Below are 18805 nucleotides of genomic sequence, written 5' to 3' on the forward strand. Positions count from 1 at the left end.
AGAGATTAATAATCAATGCTTAAGCCCATCATAAACACGCGCGGACGTGGATAAATGTTGTTGTCGATTCCATTACTAACCTCCGGGTCAAGACCTTCGTAATCTGAAACTACAAACACGTTTTGAACCGTACCGTACAGGCGAAGACTCATTTTGTCTGCATTCAGATTTTTAAATGTGTGCCCCAGCGAAATGTTGTCCAAACGCAGGAACGACGCATTTTTTACATAGTAATCAGAGAAATATTCAGGATTTTCGAAACCTGTTGTAAGTGCATTCTGGTTTACGTTTAACAGGTAGTTCGACGACCAGTACAGGTTGTTTAACGAACCGCTCGACGACCAAACGTTGTTGTAAACGTAGTTACCCAGGCTAACTCTTCCGGCAAAACCAAAGTCCCAGTTTTTGTAGTATAGTTTTGAGTTGAAACCCATAAACCAGTCGGGAGCCGATTTTTCGAGGCGGTATTTATCTTCGCTGTTAATTTGTCCGTCTCCGTTACGGTCAACATAAAGTCCCTGTATTGGTTTTCCTGCGTCGTCGTATACTTGCTCGTACACAAAGAACGAGTTGGCCGGATAACCTACCGAGTGAATTTGAATGTTGTTACCAACAGCACCCGAAATTCCTCCTGTTTCTACACCCGGATATTCTTCGAGCGACATTTGGGTTGCAGTAAGTTTGGTAATTTCGTTTTCGTTGTAAGTGGCGTTAAAACCAACTTCCCATGAAAGGTCTTGTTTCGAGATGATACGTCCCAAAACAGAGAACTCAAAACCGCGGTTTTCCAAATCGCCCACGTTGGTTAACAACATGTTGGTAAGGTTGGTACCTGCCGGAACCGGAATAAAGTTCAGCAAGTCGTCGGTAACACGTTTGTAAACATCGATGGTACCTGAAATGCGGTTGTCCATAAAACCATAGTCTAAACCGATGTTGTAGGTTGTGGTTTCTTCCCACTTAATTTCCGAGTCGTAACCTTCAGGACGAATAGTTGTGTAATACTGGTTTCCAAACTGGTACTGCGCATTTTCCTGGCTGTACGTGTAGCGAGGCAAATAAGGGTAATCGCCGCTGCCTATGTTTTGCTGACCGGTAATACCGTAACCTAAACGCAATTTCAGATCGGAAACAACAGCGCTGTTTTTCAGGAATTCTTCTTCTGAAATCCGCCATGCAAAAGCTGCCGATGGGAAAAGTCCCCAACGGGTATCAGGCGAGAAACGTGAAGTTCCGTCCTGACGAACGGTAAACGTAAGCAGGTATTTGTTTTTTAACGAGTAATTTAAACGTCCGAAGAACGAAACCAGGTAATATTCCGTAGGATCCCAGTTTTCAGGGTTGATAATCTCGTTGGTTATACCACTTCTTGCAAAGTTGTAGCTTTCGCTCCAGAAATGTTGCCACGAGTAACCACCCATTACGCTAATATTACTTTCAATCGATTCCAGTTCTTTATCGTAAGTCAGGTAAAAGTCCAGCAATTTGTTTTTCTTTTCCTGTGTGTATTCGCTGTAATAACCACCTCCGTTACCAATTGTCCACGGTGCATCGTCATCGTCGATGGTTGTACCTTCAGAATCGGTGTATTCGTATCCGAGGTTAAGCGTGGCTTTCAAATCAGGAAGGAAATGGAAATTATAATCGAACTGTGCATTTGTTACGGCTCGTTTTGCAGTTGATGTATCATCATGCATCATAATCAATGCCATTGGGTTGGTTGGTGCCAGCGTATTTGGATTTCCGTTGCCCTGCAACCAGGTAAAGTAACCTCCGTAACGATCGCTGTCGACATAAATCGGCTGGGTTGGATCGAAGCTTACCGCAGTTCCGATAGCGCCCTGATTAGAAAAGTCGTTGTCAATCAACATTCCTTTAAAGTTCAGGTTCATTTTTAAATGATCATCGAAAAAGCTGGGGTTAAAACCAACAGTTCCGGTCCAGCGCTCCATGCTCGATTTCTTTAAAATACCGTTTTGGTCGGAGTAACCGACTGATGCACGGAAAGGAATATCTTTAATGTTTCCGGTAACGCTAAAGTTGTGGTCGTGACTTACCGACGGGCTTAAAACAACATCCTGCCAATCGGTATCAGCATTGCCCAAAAGGCTGGCGGCGTTTGAACCGGCTCCGTTTTGGTCAATAATAGTTTGTCTGAAATCGTCGGTCGACAGAACATCAACTTTTCCCGATGGTGTGCTGTACGAACTAAAGCCGTTGTAGCTCAGTTTTAAACCGGCACCTTTGCGGCCTTTTTTAGTGGTAATAAGAATAACACCGTTTGACGCACGCGAACCATAAATAGCAGTTGCCGATGCGTCTTTAAGTACGGTCATGGTTTCAATATCGCTTGGATGGATCATGTTCAGCGGGTTTCTCATTCCGTTAACACCATCGCTCGAAATTGGTACTCCATCAATTACAATAAGCGGATCGTTACTTGCTGAAAGCGAAGAACCTCCACGGATACGGATTGTTGATCCTTCTCCGGGAGCACCACCGCTATTGGTAATTTGTACACCGGCAATTTTACCGGTTACCAATTCTTGCGGAGAAGTAATCGCTCCCTGGTTAAAATCATCCGAACTTACTGCAGCTACCGAACCGGTAGCGTCTTCTTTTTTAACTTGTCCGTAACCAATTACTACAACCTCATCGAGGTTTTCCATTGATTGTTCCAACTTAACATTTACCAGATTTGAAGCAGTAATAACTACTTCCTGTGACGTATAACCAATGTATGAGAGAACAATGGTTTGTCCCTGTTCAACATCGATGCTGAAATTTCCGTCAAAATCGGTAATTGTTCCTTGTGTAGTTCCTTTAACTACAATGGTAACACCAGGTAAAGGCTCGCCGTTACCGGCATCGCTAACAGTACCTGTAACTGTTTTAACCTGCGCATATCCAAGACTAAAGCTCAGCATGGCAAACAAAAACAAGACTACTTTAAGGTTTTTACGAATAATCCTCATTTTACATGTTATTAGTTTATGAATCTTCCTGTTTGTTAAATTCTCTTTAACTCATTTAAATAGGCAATAAATCAATTCGTTACAGAGACTTTGTGTTCAACAAAAACTAAAATTCAAAGGCGAATGTATAATAATTGTTAAGAAATAATTACGTTTTTTAACACACCGGTTTATGCAAACGTTTGCGGTGTCGTTTGCGCCCAACATGTTATAAAACAGGTAGTTACTGGTAGGTCTATTTATCGGGGCAAATTTGTATGAAGATTTGGGCTAAATTGTTACATTTGTGTATAGCCTTAACTCAGGTAATTGGAAAAATCATTAATCAACGATAGGGGAATAAGTGGAATATGAAAAGCGGACTGGTAACAATAAAAGACTTGGCTCGTGAATTAAATATTTCAGCATCTACGGTATCGCGTGCGTTGAAAGACCACCCCGATATCAGTAAAGAAACAAAACGGGCGGTTCAGGAACTGGCCGAAAGGTTAAATTACCAGCCCAATGCTGTTGCACTTAGTTTGAAACAACGGCGCAGTAATACCATTGGGGTTATCATTCCCGAAATTGTCCACTATTTTTTCTCATCAGTAATTAGCGGAATTGAAGATGTGGCTTACGATGCCGGTTTTAACGTAATTATTTGCCAGAGCAACGAGCGTTACGAGCGCGAAGTGGCAAACGCTAAAACATTGCTGGCGAGTCGTGTTGATGGTGTTTTGGTATCTATTTCAAAACATACCACCGACTATAAACATTTAGAAAATTTCCAGAATAACGAAGTACCCATTGTATTTTATGATCGCGTTGTGCCGAATATAGTTGCCGACCAGGTAATTATCGACGATTTTGATGCCGCATACCGGGCAACCCGTCATTTAATAGATAGCGGAAGAACGCGCATTGCGCATTTGGGCGGGCCAATGGCTTTGCTGATTGGGCAAAACCGAAAAGATGGTTACTTAAAAGCGTTGAAAGAAGCCGGTATTCCGGCCGACGAAAACCTGATTGTGGAAGCCGATTCGTTTGAAAAAGCCCGAATGGCCATTATGAAGCTCATTAACCAAAAGATTAAGTTTGACGGCGTGTTTGCCACCAACGATCTTACCGCCATTGGTGCCATGCAAACCATTCAGAAAAAAGGCTACAAAATACCCGATGAGATTGCAATTGTTGGCTTTTCCGATGGTCGCTTTTCAGGAATTACCGACCCTACGCTTACTTCAGTCGATCAGCACGGTTACGAAATGGGAACACTGGCAACACAAATGCTGTTAAAACGCATCATCTCGGAAGACGATGAATATCCGGCTGAAACAAAAGTCTTGAATGCGGACTTGATAGTTCGGGGATCCTCTATTATATAATATACCATTCAAATTTCATTGATTTTTGCAGTTAATGGCAGATTCCTGCAATTACACAAAAACATGTTGTAGAATATATTTTCACTTTCCGCAAACGTTTGAAATGATCATTTTTGGCTAAAATACCTTGTTTTTCAGGGGTTAGCATGGTGCACGGTTTGGAAATTACTTCGATTCTGACTTATATTTGTGCAGGCAATTTTTCAATTCACACACTTCGTGTTTAGCAGCAAAAGTTCTTTTGCTGTATTATCTTGTTTATACATACAGCTTTGCTACAAATTAAAACTACTATTATGCGCAAAAAACCTACGTTAAGTTTTTGGCAGATTTGGAATATGAGTTTTGGTTTTCTGGGTATCCAGTTTGGGTTTGCCCTGCAGAATGCCAATGTAAGCCGTATTTTCGAAACACTTGGGGCCAACGTTGAGGACATCCCGATTTTGTGGATTGCCGCACCGGTTACCGGGTTAATTGTTCAGCCGATAATCGGGCACATGAGCGATAAAACCTGGAACCGACTTGGACGAAGACGGCCTTACTTTTTGTTCGGAGCTATTTTCGCATCGCTGGCCCTTTTATTAATGCCCAACTCGCCCGCCTTGTGGGTAGCTGCCGGAACACTCTGGATAATGGATGCTTCCATTAATGTTTCAATGGAGCCGTTTCGTGCTTTTGTTGGCGATATGCTGCCCAACGAGCAACGTACTCAGGGTTTTGCTATGCAAAGCTTTTTTATTGGTACAGGTGCCGTTGTGGGATCGGTGCTTCCTTACGCAATGACCAATTGGCTGAATATTCCGAATACCGCTCCTGAAGGAGTTATTCCTCCGTCGGTGCGCTGGTCGTTCTACATTGGGGGTGTCGTTTTCTTTCTGGCCATTCTGTGGACTATTTTTTCAACCAAAGAATACCCACCCGAAGAGCTGGAAGCCTTTGAAGAAAGCGAACGACGAACAACCAATAAAGATGAGGTACTGAATGAAGCGGAAGTGGCGAGCAGCCAGTTTGCCAAAGTTGGAGGAATTATGGGGTTGTTGGGTTTGCTGACTGTAGTAGTTACACAACTAATGGACCTTGAAAAAGAGCTGTACATTCTTGGAGGTATTCTTTTCCTTTTCTTCTTATTGATGATGACGGCTGCTTTGCTAAAATCGCAAAAAAAAGACGAGAATGCGTTGGTGGAGATTTTCAGTGATTTATTACGCATGCCGCTTACCATGAAACAACTGGCGCTGGTGCAGTTTTTTACCTGGGTTGGATTGTTTGCTTTGTGGATTTATGCCACCGCAGGAATTACCAGCCATGTGTACGGAACTTCTGATACAACCACAAAGTTGTACAACGATGGTGCCGACTGGGTAACCATTCTTTTTGGCGTTTATAACGGAGTTGCAGCACTAATGGCATTTACCTTGCCCGTTATTGCAAAGTACACCAACCGAAAATTTACGCACTTCATTAGTTTAATAATTGGTGGTGTGAGCCTGGCCTCTATCTACCTTTTTAACGATCCGAACTGGCTGATCGTGCCAATGGTTGGAGTAGGTATTGCCTGGGCAAGTATTCTTTCTATGCCCTATGCCATACTTACCGGATCGCTGCCATCGAATAAAATGGGAATTTACATGGGAATTTTCAACTTCTTTATTGTAATACCGCAAATTCTGGCGGCAACCATTTTGGGTTTCATGGTAAAAGATCTGTTTGGAGGAGAGTCGATTTTTGCACTTGTTTTTGGAGGAGTATCCATGGTGGTAGCTGCCGTTCTGGTACTTTTTGTAAAAGACGTTGCAACAGAAAATTAAAAAATTAAAAACACTGAGATGAAGAATTATATCATTCATCACGACTGGAAAATAGTTGAAGAGGGGTTTGTTCCCGAACATAACCGGATTTCCGAAAGTATCTTTAGTATAGGAAACGGAAAAATGGGCCAGCGCGCCAATTTCGAGGAGAAATATTCAGGCGACACGCTGAACGGAACATATGTTGCCGGTATTTATTACCCCGACAAAACCCGCGTGGGATGGTGGAAAAACGGCTATCCGGAGTATTTTGCCAAAATTATCAATTCAACCAACTGGATTGGAATAGGAGTTACCGTAAATGGTGAGGAACTCGATCTGGCAAAGGCAAAAGTACTTTCGTTTAAACGCGAGCTCGACATGCAACACGGTTTGTTAACGCGTTGTTTTGTTGCCGAGTTGCAAAATGGCAACCAGGTGGAGGTTTGTTCGCACCGTTTTGTCAGTATTGCAGCCACCGAGATTGGCGCTATCCGATACACGGTAAAAGCGCTGAACTTTGATGGCGAGATAAAAGTTACGCCTTATCTCGATGGCGATGTGGTAAACGAAGACTCGAATTACGATGAGAAATTCTGGGTAGAAGTTGCCCGTGCTGTTGGCGGTCCGGAAGGCTATCTCACAGTTGAAACCTTAAAAACCGGTTTTCATGTTAGTACCGGGATGTGGTTTCAACTACTAAAAAACGGAAATAAAGTAGAAACAGATATTACGAACGGGGAAAGGGAGAAATATGTCGAGGCATCTCAAAGTGTCTCGGTAGAGAAGGGTGATGAAATAGTAGTTGAGAAATTCTCTTCTACTGTTTCTTCCCTTGATTATGAAAAGGAATCTCTTGCTGAAAAGGCAAAGGAAGCCGTTGATTTGGCTGTTGAAGCCGGTTTCGATGCCCTGTTCGAAAGTCATAAAAACCGCTGGCTGCAAAAATGGGCAACCAGCGATATAAAAATTGAAGGCGATATTGCGGCCCAGCAAGGAATTCGCTTTAATATTTTTCAGCTCAATCAAACCTATTCGGGCGAAGATGAGCGGCTGAATATTGGGCCAAAAGGATTTACAGGCGAAAAATATGGCGGTGTGACATATTGGGATACGGAGGCTTATTGTTTGCCTTTTTACCTGAGTACAGCGCCTCAAAAAGTTTCGCGGAACTTGTTGGTTTACCGTCGCAAGCATCTGGAAAAAGCCATCGAGAATGCCGAAAAACTCGGCTTCAAAAATGGTGCTGCCTTATACCCAATGGTTACCATTAACGGCGAAGAATGCCACAACGAGTGGGAAATTACCTTTGAAGAAGTTCACCGAAACGGAGCCATTGCCTACGCCATTTACGATTATATAAACTACACCGGCGATAAAGAATACCTTGCGCCGATGGGCTTTGAGGTGTTGCTGGGCATTAGTCGTTTTTGGAGCCAGCGTGTAAACTGGTCGGCCGACAAAGAGAAGTATGTAATGTTGGGCGTTACCGGGCCAAACGAATACGAGAACAACGTAAACAATAACTTCCACACCAGCTATCTGGCCGTGTGGACTTTAAAATATACGCTTGAAGCCATTGACTACCTGAAAAAGGAATTCCCCTTCCTGTTTGAGGAACTGGTAAAAAAATGGAAATTCAACGAGTTGAACGAAACTGCGCGCTGGAAGGATATTATTGATAAAATGTATTTCGCCAGGGATGAGAAGCGTGGTATTTACCTGCAACAGGATGGATTTTTGGATAAGGATTTGACTCCGGTTGCTGAACTTCCGGCAGAAGATCTGCCGATTAACCAAAACTGGTCGTGGGACCGAATTTTGCGTGCTCCATACATCAAACAGGCCGATACTTTGCAGAGTTTATACCTGTTTCAGGAGAATTTTACCACCGAAGAGCTAAAACGTCATTTTGATTTTTACGAGCCTTTAACGGTACATGAATCATCACTCTCGCCATGTGTTCACTCAATTTTGGCAGCGAAGATCGGCTATCAGGATAAAGCTTACGAAATGTACTTGCGTACGTCACGCCTCGATTTGGATGATTATAATAACGACACCGAAGACGGCCTGCACATCACAAGTATGGGCGGAACATGGATGTCGTTTGTAATGGCATTTGGCGGAATGCGTGTAGTGAACAACAAACTTACATTTAATCCTTTCCTGCCCGAATCGTGGAAATCATATGGATTCCGAATCGATTTTGGAGGTGCACACCTCGAAGTAAAAATGAAACATGGGGAGTTTTTTATAATTAACCATTCCGCTGTTGTTGTGGCAGCAACGGTTTGGGGAACGGAACACGTAATTGCCGGAAATTCGACCCTTGAAATTAAAAAGTAAAAAATAGATAATTTACCCTTTTGTCTGTCGACATTTTCCCTCGCGAGGGAAAACAGTTATAAAAAAGCCGGAGCTTTGATTGAGTCAAAAGCTGGTTTGATACTTGTTCCCTTTCTTAGGGGAACTCCCGACAGGGTAAGGGGTAAAGCAAATTTGAAACGACTAAAACACTATAAAATGAAGAAACTAATCACTTTGTTTATCATCCTGCTTACTCTGAATGTTGTTGGGCAGGAAGTTGCTCGGGTTGAACCGCCAAACTGGTGGGCCGGAATGAAAAATCCCGACTTACAATTATTAATATACGGTGAGAATATTTCAAAAACCGATGTGGTGCTCGATTACCCGGGGGTGACTTTGGAAGCGACCACTAAAGTTGAAAATCCAAACTACCTGTTTGTCGATCTGAAACTGGCAAAGAATGTAAAACCCGGAGACTTTGAAATTCAATTTAAACAAGGCGATAAAGTTGTAGATAGCTATAACTACGAATTGTGGGATCGTGAAAAAGGATCCGCAAAACGTGAAGGTTTTAATTCATCGGATGTGATTTACCTGATCACCCCTGACCGGTTTGTAAATGGCGATACCAGCAACGATGAGGTGGAAGGAATGAAAGAAGGTCTTGATCGTGATTATAACTATGGTCGCCATGGTGGTGATATACGTGGAATCATCAATTCGTTGGACTATTTGCAAGACATGGGATTTACCGCCGTTTGGTTAAATCCTGTGCTGGAAAACGATATGCCCGAATCGTCGTATCACGGTTATGCCTGTACCGATTTTTACCAGGTCGACAGAAGATATGGTTCGAATGAAGAATATCAGGAACTAAACGAAGAACTGGATAAACGCGGCATGAAACTGATAATGGATCTGATCTTTAACCACTGCGGATCGGAACACTGGTGGATGCACGATATGCCCATGAGCGACTGGATCAACAATTATCCCGAAATGAAGATTACCAGTCACCGCCGCACGGTGAATGAAGATCCTCACGCTTCGGAAGCAGATAAAAAAGCAATGGTTGACGGTTGGTTTGTAAGTGCTATGCCTGACATGAACCAGAAAAATCCGTTCCTGGCAAAATACCTCATTCAAAACAGTATTTGGTGGGTTGAATATGTTGGCTTGGAAGGAATTCGCCAGGACACGTGGCCTTATCCCGACAAAAATATGATGAGCGACTGGACAAAACAATTGTTGGAAGAATATCCGAATTTTAATGTGGTTGGCGAAGAGTGGACCACCAATCCGGCTATTGTTTCGTACTGGCAAAAAGGAAAATACAATCAGGATGGCTATAAGAATTATGCCCCGAGTATGATGGATTTCCCGTTGCAGAGTGCAGCTGCTGAAGGATTACGCAACGAAGAAAGTTTTGACTTTGGCTTGATTCAGATTTATAATGCCTTGGCAAACGATTTTTTATATCCAAATCCATACGATCTGACCATTTTCCCTGACAACCACGATATGTCTCGCTTTTACGTGCAGGTTGGCGAAGATGCTGATTTGCTGAAAATGGGTGTGGTGTTCTTTTTAACTACCCGTGGAATTCCGCAAATTTATTACGGTACCGAAATTCTAATGCGTCACGACGGAAGCGAACATGGCGATATTCGTGCTGATTATCCCGGGGGTTGGGAAGGCGACAAAATAAATGCTTTTACCGGCGAAGGAATGAGCGATGCCGCAAAAGATATGCAGCAGTATGTTTCCAAAATCCAGAACTGGCGTAAAAATGCCGATGTCGTTCACGATGGGAAATTGATGCACTTTGTTCCTGAAGATGGGACTTACACCTATTTTCGTTATACTGAAGACGAAGCTGTGATGGTAATTCTAAATAAAAACGCCGAAGCAAAAACCATCAAAACCGATCGTTTTAGTGAAGTGATCGACGGTTATAAGTCGGGTAAAGAAATTATTTACGGGAACACAATTTCCGATATTTCGGAAGTTACAGTTCCTGCAAAATCAGCTATAATAGTTGAATTGAATAAATAGGAAATTTAAACACTGAGAACGCAGATTGAACAGATTAGCTCTGATCATATCTGCGTTTCTCGATTAAATCCGTGTAATCTGCGTACTACTATCATGAAAAAACTAGCATCCATCTTTATTATTATGGCACTTTTTGCTTGCCAACCGACACAGAAGCATAAGCCAGCACAACCCGATTCGCCAAAAGGCAAATATGTGGTTTACCAGGTGTTTACCCGTCTGTTTGGGAATACAAACACCACCAATAAACCGTGGGGAACCATTGAAGAAAATGGTGTGGGAAAGTTCAACGATTTTACCGACCGGGCACTCGAAGAAATTAAGTCAATGGGGGTTACACATATTTGGTACACGGGTGTTCCGCACCATGATGTAATAACTGATTATACCGACTACGGCATTTCAAACGACGATCCCGATGTGGTAAAGGGCCGAGCCGGCTCGCCTTATGCAGTGAAGGATTATTACAACGTAAATCCCGATCTGGCTATTGATCCGGCAAACCGATTGGCAGAATTTGAGGCCCTGATCGAACGAACTCACAAACACGGCATGAAAGTGATTATCGATATTGTTCCCAATCATGTTGCCCGGAATTACCAGTCGATTTCGAAACCCGAAGGTGTTTCCGATTTTGGTGAAAACGACGATACTTCGGTGGAATACAAACGCGATAATAACTTTTATTACATCCCCGGCGAAGCTTTTCAGGTGCCGGAATTTTTGAACGGTTACCAACCTTTGGGAGGCGATGATCACCCGCTTTCGGATGGAAAGTTTAATGAAAATCCGGCCAAGTGGACCGGTAACGGCGCTCGCTTAGCTCAGCCCGGATTTTATGACTGGTACGAAACGGTAAAAGTAAATTACGGTGTAAAACCCGATGGAACCTACGATTTTGATCTGCTTCCCGAAGATTTTGACAGGGAAAATTACAAAGCTCATTTCGAGTTCTGGCAGGATAAAGATGTGCCGGATTCGTGGAAGAAATTCAAAGATATTGCCATCTACTGGTTAGATAAAGGCGTGGATGGTTTCCGTTACGATATGGCTGAAATGGTTCCGGTGGAATTCTGGAGTTATATGAACTCGGCATTAAAAATGAAAAATCCTGACGCTTTTCTACTAGCTGAAGTGTATAATCCTGCGCTTTACCGCGACTATATCCGCAAAGGGAAAATGGATTATTTGTACGATAAAGTGGAGTTGTACGATACCTTAAAACACATTATGCAGGGGCATGGAAGTACTGATAATCTTCCGGCAATTTACGATGGTTTGGCTGATATCGAGCATCACATGTTACATTTTTTGGAAAACCACGATGAGCAGCGTATTGCCAGTGCAGGATTTGCAGGAAGTGCCGAAAAAGGAAAACCGGCAATGGTCGTTTCTACCTGCTTGAGTACCTCGCCAACCATGATTTATTTTGGGCAGAATGTTGGCGAACCCGGCGATGGAGACATGGGATTTGGCGATGAAACACGAACATCGATTTTTGATTACTGCGGTGTACCGGCACATCAACGTTGGATGAATGACGGAAAATTTGATGGAGGGCAGTCAACGCTGGAAGAAAAAGAATTAAACGAATTTTATAAAACGCTCCTCAGTTTCTCTGTTCAATCTGCAGCATTGATGGGCAAATACAAAGAAATTCACTCGTACAATCGGCAAAATACAGAAGGATACACCGACAAAGCATTTTCGTTTGTGCGTTGGCAAGGCGACGATCGTTTGATAGTGGTGACTAACTTCGAAGATAATCCACACAAATTTCAACTTCAATTGAATGAAGCAACCGTAAAGGCTTTACATTTAACTGACGGATTTTACAAACTAACTGATCAACTGGCCAACGAAAATGAATTTGTACTGGAAGTGAAAAATGGAAAGGGTAAGTTAGAGCTGGCATTGTCAGGCCTTGAGTCGTACATTTTAAAAATGGATGTGCTTTCAGATATGTCAGAATAAAGTCGATTAGACAAGTTTCTGCGGTTATCCGCGCAATCCACGATATATTTTTGGTACTCAAACAAAAAAAATTACAATTCGATAAACCTTTTTAGCAAACTGGTGTTTTACTCTTACAAATCTTTATCAAGAAGATTTACACGCCATAAATGATGGTTTGGTTTTTGGTTTAGTTTAGGTTTAGGTTGATTGAGAAAGGGCTGGTTATTGAACCGGCCTTTCGTTTTTTTTAGCATCTTCTATTCGTTCTAAAAATCACACGATTAGCAATTTAAAAGTTACTTTATAGCCGATATTCTAAAGGCTTCAACTTCATAAAAAGGTAAAGATCATATCAATAAGGTCAAATTGAGTTTTAGCTGATCCGGAGTCTTAACGCAATAAAGAATTTCAGCGTTTATGCAACCGGCTAATTTTTATAATATGCTGAAAGGCATACGAATGTTGTTAATTCTTTAGAATAAAGTTAATAGATTTATGTGCCGTTAGCGTTAACGGTGTTCATTCTCAAGTTAAACCAACATAAACCAATAAAATGAAAGAATCAAGAAGATCATTTATTAAAAAAACTGCTGCAGCAGGCTCGGTAGCCATTGTAGCACCAACAATTGTTTCAGCAAAAGTATTCGGGGCAAACGACCGTATTAATGCAGCCGTACTCGGATTAAACGGCCGTGGTAAAAGTCATATTCAGGGATTTATGGCGCAAGACAATGTTCAGGTTACTACTTTGTGCGATCCTGATATGAATATTCTTAAAAATAGACAGAAAGAGTTTAAAGAGAAATACGGCGACGATGTGGCTTTGGAACAAGACCTTCGCAGGGTGATGGACGACAAAGACATTGATGTGATTAGTATTGCCTCGCCAAACCATTGGCATGCATTGTCTGTAATCTGGGCCTGTCAGGCCGGAAAAGACTGTTATGTTGAAAAACCGGGTTCGCATAATATTTGGGAAGGTCGCAAAATGGTTGAAGCTGCCGAAAAATACGATCGTATTGTTCAGCACGGCGTACAATTACGCAGTTCGCCGGCCGTAAACGAAGCTATTCAGTTAATGCGCGATGGTTATATCGGACGTGTTTATATGGCGCGTGGTTTGGTTTTCCGTTGGAGAGGCGACATTGGCGACCAGGGATTTTCTGCTGTTCCCGATGGTTTAGACTACGACCTGTGGACAGGGCCGGCACCTAAACGACCCTTCACCAAAAACCTGGTTCACTACAACTGGCATTGGCACTGGGATTATGGAAACGGCGATGTGGGTAACCAGGGAATTCACGAAACCGATTTATGTATGTGGGGACTGGATGTTGGTTTGCCTACAAAAATTACATCGATGGGGGGAAAATTCCTTTGGGACGATTGCAAAGAGGTACCTGAAGTGTTGACTTCAATCTATCATTATCCTGATGAAGGAAAGATCATTCAGTTTGAGGTACGCCCTTGGTGCACCAATACTGAAGAAGGAGCAACTGTTGGTAACATTTTCTATGGCGAGAAAGGAATTATTGTAGTGGATGGTTACGATAAATACAAATCGTATTTGGGACAGAACCGAGAACCCGGAAAATCAGGCGACGATGGTGGTATCGCAGCAACCGGAATGGACAGGGGAGCAGGTGGTACCGACAGACACTTTACTAATTTTATTGACGCTGTTCGTGCACACGACAAAACCCTGTTAAATGCACCGGTTGAAACAGCACACCTATCTTCCGGGTTGGCGCATTTGGGTAACATTGCTTATCGTTTGGGTAAAGTGCTGACATTTAATCCTCATGCCGAACAGTTTGTAAACGATCCGGAAGCAGATGAAATGCTTACGCGAAATTATAGGGAAGGTTATGTTGTTCCAAATATGGTGTAGCACTCTCCTTTTTATATTTAAATTAATCAATTGAACTTGAGCAAAATGCGATGTAATCCAACCGAGGTTACATCGCATTTCCAGCCATATAAATACCAAAACTATGAAATTTAAAACGCTACTGATAATGGCAATTACAGCTGGCTCTTTACTCCTGTTTAGTAATTGTAATTCGCAACAAACCATTGATATTAAGGTTGATGAGGCCGCAAAGAAGATCGACGTAAACATTGATGGAAAGTTGTTCACGTCATACATCTATCCTGACAATATTATGAAACCGGTGTTGTGGCCTGTAATGTCGCCTGCCGGAAATATGCTTACACGCAGTTTCCCCTTGATAAACAAGGAAGGCGATCGGACAGATCATCCGCACCATGTTGGAATATGGCTGAATTACGGCGATGTAAACGGGCTCGATTTCTGGAACAATTCAGAAGCCATTCCTGCTGATAAAAAGGTGGATTATGGTGTGATTTACCATCAATCGGTAAAGAAAGCCAAAGGTGGCAAAGGGAAAGCAGTTCTTGAAACTGAATCGGTTTGGAAATCTCCTGATAATACGGCCATGCTTTCCGACGATACAGAATTCACATTTACAGTAAAAGAAAACATTCGAATAATCGACCGCACAACCACTTTAAAAGCTCTTATCGATGAGGTGAAATTTACCGACAATAAAGAAGGTATGTTTGCCATTCGTGTGGCTCGCGAACTGGAGTTACCAAGCGACAAACCAACCAAATTAATGGATTCTTACGGTGTAATTACCGAAGTGAAAAACATGGACAACACCTATGTAAAAGGGAATTACCGAAGTGCAGAAGGTGTTGAAGGCGGAGAAGTATGGGGCACCCGCTGCCGATGGATGAAATTGTCGAGCGAAATTAAGGGCGAACCTGTATCATTGGTTATTATCGATCATCCTAAAAATGTGGGATACCCTACCTATTGGCATGCGCGCGACTATGGTTTGTTTGCGGCCAATACGCTGGGTCAGAAAATATTCTCGAATGGCGAAAACGAATTGAACTTCAGCCTGAAAAAAGGCGACTCGGTTACGTTTAAATACCGGCTGGTGGTTGCTGCTGCCGATTTAAGCGATGATGAAATTAATAAGCTGGCAGATGAGTATGCCGGAAAATAAAGGGCATGCTAAAAAATTAAAGTAATGAATCAATCGCGAAGAAAATTTATACAGAATAGTTTTATTGCCGGCGCCGGACTGAGTTTGGTCGATCCAATGGCGGCTCAGGCCATGTTACGCAAATCGAAAATGAAACTGGGTTTGGTAACCTACCAATGGGGAAAAGACTGGGATTTACCAACCTTAATTGCGAATTGCGAAAAAACAGGTTTTATGGGTGTCGAACTTCGTACGGAACATGCCCACGGAGTAGAAACAGTGTTGAGCCAGAAAGAGCGGCTAGAAGTTAAAAAACGGTTTGCCGACAGTCCGGTAACTTGTGTTGGCTACGGTGCAAACTTCGATTATCACCACGTTGATCAGGGCCTTGTAAAAAAAAATATTCAGGATACCATTGAATACCTGAAATTGTGTGCCGATATTGGTGCCACCGGTGTTAAAGTGAAACCAAACGGTATTCCAACCGAAGTACCACGAGAAAAAACTATTTCGCAAATTGCAGCTGCTTTAAACGAGTGTGGTAAAGCTGCTAAAGATTTGGGGCAGGTAATTCGCGTTGAAGTGCATGGTAATGTTTCGCAGGAAATACCAAACATGAAAGCCATTTTTGATCAGGTGACTGAAAAAAGCGTAAAAATGTGCTGGAATTGTAACGAACAGGATTTGCTGCCACCGGGACTGGAAGCCAACTTTAATTCGGTGAAAAAATTCTTTGGCGATACGGTGCACATTCGTGAACTCAATGTAGGCGACTATCCTTATCAGCAGCTCATGGATTTATTTGTGGGCATGAAATACGATGGATGGATATTGCTGGAAGCCCGCACTTCTCCGGCTGATCGAATTTCTGCAATGAAAGAACAACTGGATATTTTTAATAAAATGATTTCATAGCTATTTTTAACGATTGGAACGATTTATTATAAGAATATTGTAGCCAGAGGAAAGGTGTGCATGCCAATATGTACGCCTTTCTTTTTTTCTTGGATGATGTTAATGTTTTGTTGCTAGTTATACCGCAAAACCACAGTGAGTTTACTTTAAACCAAGTTTTTTCCCTGATTTTAAAAGTTGTATTGATTCCGAAATCCGCTTTTCTTTTGTCTCGTCACGTTTAGCCATGTTAATCCAGGCGGTAAACTGGTTTTTATGATTTGTTGCCAGTGAGTCGAAAAAAGTCTTGGCATCAGTATTTTGGTTTAAAGCTGTTTTAAACTGATCAGATACTTCATGGCTAATTTTGAGATGAGAATAACCCTTTTTCCAAATACCGTTTTGTTTGGCAGCTTCTACAAGTTTTAAACCCTGCGGTTTCATTTTTCCCTCCTTCAACAATTCGGCAACACGTTTTTTGTTTGATTCCGACCAAATACTTTTGGCATTTCGAGGCGTAAAGCGCCGGGTATAACACTCATCGTCAATACGGTTTATCAAGCCGTCGATCCAGCCGTAGCACAGTGCAGTTTTTACCGAGTCGTCGTATGAAATGCACGGTTTCCCAGTGTGCTTTTTGTAGTAAAGCAGAAATAATTCCTTTTCCTTATCGTGGTTCTGCTCCAGCCACTTTTCCCATTCGCTATTGCTCCTGAAATACTTTTTTTGCATGGTTCGGTTTTTGGTGAATAGGCACAAGTTAAAAAAAACACCCGATGACCAAAAGCCAACGGGTGTCAAAATGGTTATTCTTGTTTTCTGTTCTTTATTTAAACTCTACAGGAAGCATGAATTTTACAGGAACAGCTTTTCCGCGTTGTTTACCCGGTTTCCAGTCTTCCAGTTGGCTTGCAATGGCGTAAGCTCCTTTTGCTGCAGCGTCGTTGTCTTTCTCAACAATTTTAATGTTGCTCACTTCGCCTTTGGCATTCACTGTAAACAACACCTTGGCAGAGCCTTTAATGTTTTTCTCCCTGGCGAGTTTCTTCTGCATCTTCTGAACTAACATTGCCAATTCAGGTTGACCACCAGGGTATTCCGGCATATCTTCTACAATGAAAAATACTTCCTTTTCTCCGTTAATCGCAGGTGGCGGTGGTGGCGGAACATTCTTTTCTCCTTGCTGAACAAGCTTCTCTTCTTTTGCCGGAACAGGTGGTGGTGGCGGAGGAACATTGGTTGAGATAATAATAATCTCATCCTCCATTTTGTAGTTGCGTTTATACACTTCCCCATCTTTTCCCGACAGAATTCCTGCGTAATCGTCAACAATGGTTTTTTTACCAATAAAGGAAAGCACGATTGCTGTTTTTTCCGGTATTTCGAGTGTAAACCGGCCTTGCAAGTCGGTAACACATCCTGTTGTTCCACCTTTAACAACCACGGAGGTTCCGGGTAAAGGTTCGTCGTTTTCATCAACTACCAGACCTGAAATCTTCAATGTTTTAGTAACTGAAGTTGGCTGATTGGCTATTTCCGGTTCATTTAACTCCTGCATCCGGTAATCCGGTTCGGCAAAAGCGAATAACAACAGCGCAAGTGCGGGCAGTGCCCAGGTAAATCGTATCAGCCGGCGGGCCGATGTTTTCTTTTTCGTCATCATTTTTAATCGATTTGTGCTAAGGGCAAAATTCAGGTTATTGGTGATGCCAATAATTTGCATGCCCATCAGCTGGTTTACTAATAAAGCCTGGTAGCGGCCCACAGTGTGTCCCTGCGCAAGAACACCTTTGTCGGCCAGGTACTCATGGTTTTGTTTAATTGCTCGTTCAAACATCCAAATAAATGGGTTGAACCAAAAGATGACTGTTAACAGTTCTATAAAAAGCAGGTCGAACCAGTGATTCTCACGAATGTGCACTTTTTCGTGAGCCAGAATTTCCGGCAGGTCGTCCTGTGTATGAAATTTCGGATTTATAAATACAACGTTGAAAAATGAGAAGGGGAGTCCGTATTTTTCGTTTTCCACCACGCGCATGCCGTTTAAAGATGTTACGCGGTATTTTATCATTAAATGAATAAGAACAAAAGTTTGGGTAAGCAAACGTAGCAGGAAAATAGCTGCTCCGGTGAGGTAAACCAACAGAATTGCTTGTTGCCAGCCAAACGTTGCAGTACTTTCTTCGGTTGCTTTAAAAACAGGAATATTTTTAAAGGTATCGGCAATGGTGTGTGCGCCGGTTTTTGCACCTTCAGTTGCTTCGATAAGAACCTCGTAACGAACCGGTATCAATGGAAGCAGAATGGCCAAAAGCAATGATCCTATCAGAAACCAGCGGTTGGCTGCATGAAACGTTTCGTTGCGAAGAAACAACCAGTACACCAGGTAGAAAAGAATAATTCCTCCCGATGCGTTTAATAAATAGAACAGAGAAGTTTCCATG

At 42.4% G+C, this 18805-nt stretch carries 11 protein-coding genes; 8 read left to right on the forward strand and 3 right to left on the reverse strand.

The annotated features are described in order from the left end of the window. Nucleotides 1-5: 5 nt before the first annotated feature. Nucleotides 6-2975: a SusC/RagA family TonB-linked outer membrane protein gene (locus LH29_RS02150; protein ID WP_045025899.1), complete on the reverse strand. Its 2970-nt coding sequence runs from the start codon at nucleotides 2973-2975 to the stop codon at nucleotides 6-8. Nucleotides 2976-3325: 350 nt separating this feature from the next. Here LH29_RS02150 and LH29_RS02155 point away from each other — a divergent pair, with 350 nt between their 5' ends. From LH29_RS02155 to LH29_RS02190, 8 genes are all read left to right on the forward strand, one after another. Next, complete coding sequence (locus LH29_RS02155; RefSeq protein WP_045025900.1) at nucleotides 3326-4342, forward strand: LacI family DNA-binding transcriptional regulator; 1017 nt, start codon at nucleotides 3326-3328, stop codon at nucleotides 4340-4342. 296 nt (nucleotides 4343-4638) lie between these two features. Further along, entirely contained in the window at nucleotides 4639-6150 is a 1512-nt protein-coding gene (locus LH29_RS02160; protein ID WP_045025901.1) for an MFS transporter, read from the forward strand. A gap of 18 nt (nucleotides 6151-6168) precedes the next feature. Beyond that, entirely contained in the window at nucleotides 6169-8478 is a 2310-nt protein-coding gene (locus LH29_RS02165) for a family 65 glycosyl hydrolase domain-containing protein (RefSeq protein ID WP_045025902.1), read from the forward strand. A gap of 177 nt (nucleotides 8479-8655) precedes the next feature. Then, on the forward strand, nucleotides 8656-10494 hold the full coding sequence (locus LH29_RS02170) for a glycoside hydrolase family 13 protein (protein ID WP_045025903.1): 1839 nt from the start codon (nucleotides 8656-8658) through the stop codon (nucleotides 10492-10494). Between the two features lie 93 nt (nucleotides 10495-10587). Continuing rightward, nucleotides 10588-12468, forward strand: a complete 1881-nt coding sequence (locus LH29_RS02175) for an alpha-amylase family protein (protein WP_045025904.1) — start codon at nucleotides 10588-10590, stop codon at nucleotides 12466-12468. Nucleotides 12469-13003: 535 nt separating this feature from the next. Next, nucleotides 13004-14341, forward strand: a complete 1338-nt coding sequence (locus LH29_RS02180; protein WP_045025905.1) for a Gfo/Idh/MocA family protein — start codon at nucleotides 13004-13006, stop codon at nucleotides 14339-14341. Nucleotides 14342-14444: 103 nt separating this feature from the next. Next, entirely contained in the window at nucleotides 14445-15488 is a 1044-nt protein-coding gene (locus LH29_RS02185; RefSeq protein WP_082063384.1) for a DUF6807 domain-containing protein, read from the forward strand. A 24-nt stretch (nucleotides 15489-15512) separates the two neighbouring features. Next, on the forward strand, nucleotides 15513-16382 hold the full coding sequence (locus LH29_RS02190) for a sugar phosphate isomerase/epimerase family protein (RefSeq protein ID WP_045025906.1): 870 nt from the start codon (nucleotides 15513-15515) through the stop codon (nucleotides 16380-16382). A gap of 141 nt (nucleotides 16383-16523) precedes the next feature. On the opposite strand, the gene LH29_RS02195 is transcribed toward LH29_RS02190, so the two are convergent. Together LH29_RS02195 and LH29_RS02200 are read right to left on the reverse strand one after the other, a co-directional pair. Further along, a complete protein-coding gene (locus LH29_RS02195) occupies nucleotides 16524-17093 on the reverse strand; it encodes a YdeI/OmpD-associated family protein (protein WP_045025907.1) in 570 nt (189 codons plus the stop codon). A gap of 94 nt (nucleotides 17094-17187) precedes the next feature. Next, on the reverse strand, nucleotides 17188-18804 hold the full coding sequence (locus LH29_RS02200; protein ID WP_045025908.1) for a M56 family metallopeptidase: 1617 nt from the start codon (nucleotides 18802-18804) through the stop codon (nucleotides 17188-17190). Nucleotide 18805: the final 1 nt, after the last annotated feature.

Origin of the sequence: Draconibacterium sediminis (genome assembly GCF_000949475.1) — a bacterium.
In the GTDB taxonomy this organism is placed as follows: Bacteria; Bacteroidota; Bacteroidia; order Bacteroidales; family Prolixibacteraceae; genus Draconibacterium; species Draconibacterium sediminis.